Origin of the sequence: Candidatus Desulfatibia sp. (genome assembly GCF_036446775.1) — a bacterium.
Lineage (GTDB): Bacteria > Desulfobacterota > Desulfobacteria > Desulfobacterales > UBA11574 > Desulfatibia_A.
The window spans coordinates 1-3462 of the sequence record NZ_JAZFTO010000296.1 but is presented as its reverse complement, the minus strand read 5'-3'; the positions used below and the strand labels follow the sequence as shown (position 1 = coordinate 3462).

Genomic DNA, 3462 nt, shown 5'->3' with positions numbered 1-3462 from the left:
ACAAAATCATATGCTCGATGAACCAGGTGAGCAAGTATTACGATAAAAAACCGGTCCTTAAGGACATATCGCTGTCGTATTTTTACGGCGCCAAAATTGGCGTTCTGGGGCTGAACGGCTCGGGCAAAAGCTCTCTTTTACGCATCATGGCGGGTGTGGACACGGAATTTAACGGCCGTTTAAGTCTAACCCCGGGATACACTGTAGGTTATCTGGAGCAGGAGCCTGCTCTGGACGACTCCAAAACAGTCAGGGAAACCGTTGAGGAAGCGGTGCAGGCCACCATTGACATTATGAATGAATTCAATCGGATCAACGAAAAGTTCGCTGAGCCCATGTCCGACGAACAGATGGACCGGCTGATCGAGCGCCAGGGAAAAATTCAGGAGAAACTGGATGCTGCCGATGCGTGGGACCTGGACTCCCGACTGGAGATGGCCATGGATGCCCTGCGCTGCCCGGAAGGTGCGCTGCCTGTGAAGATTCTTTCCGGCGGTGAAAAACGCCGGGTGGCCCTTTGCCGGCTTTTGCTGCAAAAGCCGGACATTCTGCTTTTGGACGAGCCCACCAACCACCTGGATGCCGAAACCGTAGCCTGGTTGGAGCATCATCTTCACCAGTACCAGGGGACCGTTATCGCGGTTACCCATGATCGCTATTTTCTCGATAACGTAGCCGGCTGGATTCTGGAACTTGATCGGGGCCATGGCATTCCCTGGAAGGGCAATTACTCTTCCTGGCTCGAACAGAAGCAGGAGCGCCTAAGACACGAAGAAAAGGCTGAAAGCCATCGCCAAAAGACGCTTCAGCGGGAGCTGGAATGGATCAAAATGTCCCCCAAGGCCCGGCAGACTAAATCCAAAGCCCGCATCAGCGCATACGACAAACTGCTTTCCCGGGCAAGCACAAAAAGAGCACAAGAGCTTGAAATCTATATACCGCCGGGGCCGCGCCTGGGCAAGCTGGTTGTTGAAGCTGAAAATGTATCCAAGGGCTACGGCGACCGGCTGCTGATCGAGAACATGTCATTCTTTCTGCCGCCGGGCGGCATCGTCGGCGTGGTGGGCCCCAACGGTGCCGGCAAAACAACGCTCTTTAATATGATAACCGGCCGGGAGACACCGGATACGGGCAGTATCCGTATCGGCCAAACCGTCCGCCTGGCTTACGTGGAACAGAGCCGGGAAAGTCTTGATCCGCAAAAAACGATTTGGGAAGTGATTTCAAACAATGAAGATGTAATCCAGCTTGGCGGCATATCGGTCAAATCCCGTGCGTACGTGGCCCGCTTCAATTTTACCGGTGCCGGCCAGCAAAAAAAAGTCGGCATGCTCTCGGGAGGCGAACGCAACCGCGTACACCTGGCCTGCATGCTCAAGCAAGGTGCCAATGTCATTCTGCTGGACGAGCCGACCAACGACCTCGACGTCAACACCCTGAGAGCCCTGGAGGAGGCTCTGGAAAATTTCGCCGGGTGCGCGGTGGTGATCAGCCACGACCGCTGGTTTCTCGACCGTATCGCCACGCATATCCTGGCGTTTGAAGGAGACAGCCGTACGGTATGGTTCCAGGGAAATTATTCGGAGTATGAGGCTGACCGCAAAAAGCGGCTGGGCGCTGCGGCCGACCGCCCTCACAGGATCAAGTATCGCCAGTTAACCCGGGATTGACCAGCCTGCATATAAATGAATCAGATTAGTGAGAAATTCAGGTTTCAATTCATACCGTTGAATTAATCCAGAACGGAATCTCCGATGGTCTGCCCGTGGAAATCCAGGGATATCTGCTTTCCAGTTCTTTCAACCTGTTTTTCAAATAGGCTACCCGTGACACCAGCTCTTGGTTCTGCGAGTCCGATCGCAGATCAGCTTCGGCGTCTCGCAAGCAAACCCGAAGGTCAAGGTACTCTCTTTCAAGATGCTGAACGCTGCTGCGATAGTGATAAATCCTCTCAAACAGTTCATATTCTTCCGGAATTTTTGGTGTCTTCATAAGTTCAGACCTCGTTATTTACCTTATATAAATGACCGTAGACCTTTATATACCATGGGATTGCACATAAATTGGATAGGAGGTTCAGCGTTCAGGAGTTCAGAGGTTCTGGGTTCAGGGATTAACGCAGAACGCAGAACGTTGAACCTATAACGGTAAAAATTGAACCTTTGAACCCAACTTTTTGTCCTTTGACCGTCAATATTTTCCCCTTAATTCCCAAAATTTGACATGACATTGTGGTTTCGGTTAAGTTGCAATTGTAACCATAACCCGAGAGGTTCGATATGAACAAATTAATGCCCACAATTTTTCTGCTAATAATACTGGTCGCTGGATGCCCAAATTTATGGAATGCAAATCAAATGAATATGTTTGACCGGATAACGGCGTCATTCAAGGATTCTATTCGCTGGTCAGATTTCGAAACCGCAAACCATTTGAGAAAGGACGCACTAACTGAAAGCAACCCACCGGATTTCAAAAAACTTAAAAATATAATGGTGACTTCTTATGAAGTAAAGCAAATCATTCCAATGAATAACAAATCAAAAGTCCGCCAGATCGTTGAGATTAATTATTACAAGACAGATAATATGATCGAAAAAACCCTTCTTCACGATCAGCTATGGGAATATGACGCCGCCGATAAAAGCTGGTATCTCCGGAGCAAATTACCCGACTTTAAGTGAAACCTAAAACCTGAAATACATTTGAGCACTATGTAGTTTCCTCCAGCCAGCCCTTTATCTTGCTTTTAGAAGGCAGCTTGCCCCCGCACATGATACGGCCGTTGATTACCAGAGCCGGCATGCCCATCACACCGTACTTTGCAATTTCTTTGATGTTTCTGACGTGTTCCAGATCGGCCGCTTGATTCATCGCGCTCAGAACATCCATAACATCCTTCTCAAGACGGTCACACTGGGCACAGCCCGGTCCCAGCACTTTAATCTCAAGTATCCCCGAGGAATCTTTTTTATATGGCTGGCCAAGAAATTTCCTAAACTCCCTGACAAAGGCACGGCCGTAGTTTGCTTGCGCTTTAGCGGGAATATAGTTTTGTCTGGAAAGCCGCTTTAAAAGCCCGGCAGCAACCGTGTCGTCGGACCCGTGCGCAAAGTCCGGGGCCAGCTCTTCAACAGCGCTTTTTAAACCGACTATACCGACCATATGCGCACCGATTTTTATTTGAGTGATGTCTGTTGCAGCCATTATGAATTAACATTAGGGGCAATAGTCCAGCCACCAAGCCTCTAAGATTATAATATAATTCTTTTTTGGGTAGTGTCCGTAGTCCTTTGTCAGTTGTTTTCGCAAACACTTATTTCAAGCACAAATTTGTAAAAAATTTGTTCATCTCTAATTGAATTAACCACCTTTTTCGCCCTTGGCGACGGGCAATTGACAACTAGCAACGGACATTACGCTTTTTTGATAAAGGCTTATAATCCATACTCTTTCTTTGTG

4 protein-coding genes are annotated in these 3462 nt (G+C 48.6%); 2 read left to right on the top strand and 2 right to left on the bottom strand.

Annotation, left to right across the window (positions count from 1 at the left end):
* Positions 1-5: 5 nt before the first annotated feature.
* Positions 6-1670, top strand: coding sequence for an energy-dependent translational throttle protein EttA (ettA, locus tag V3S16_RS13825; protein WP_413885917.1), 1665 nt, complete (start codon positions 6-8; stop codon positions 1668-1670).
* Positions 1671-1719: 49 nt separating this feature from the next.
* Here the strand turns inward: ettA and V3S16_RS13820 are convergent, their stop codons facing one another.
* Positions 1720-1992, bottom strand: a complete 273-nt coding sequence (locus V3S16_RS13820; RefSeq protein ID WP_413885915.1) for a hypothetical protein — start codon at positions 1990-1992, stop codon at positions 1720-1722.
* A gap of 365 nt (positions 1993-2357) precedes the next feature.
* On the opposite strand from V3S16_RS13820, the gene V3S16_RS13815 reads away from it, so the two are divergent.
* The gene (locus tag V3S16_RS13815) at positions 2358-2684 is read left to right on the top strand and encodes a hypothetical protein (RefSeq protein WP_413885913.1); all 327 of its coding nucleotides are present in this window, start codon (positions 2358-2360) and stop codon (positions 2682-2684) included.
* Between the two features lie 28 nt (positions 2685-2712).
* Here V3S16_RS13815 and V3S16_RS13810 read toward each other — a convergent pair whose 3' ends face one another.
* Positions 2713-3207, bottom strand: coding sequence for a thioredoxin family protein (locus V3S16_RS13810; RefSeq protein WP_413885911.1), 495 nt, complete (start codon positions 3205-3207; stop codon positions 2713-2715).
* Positions 3208-3462 lie beyond the last annotated feature (255 nt).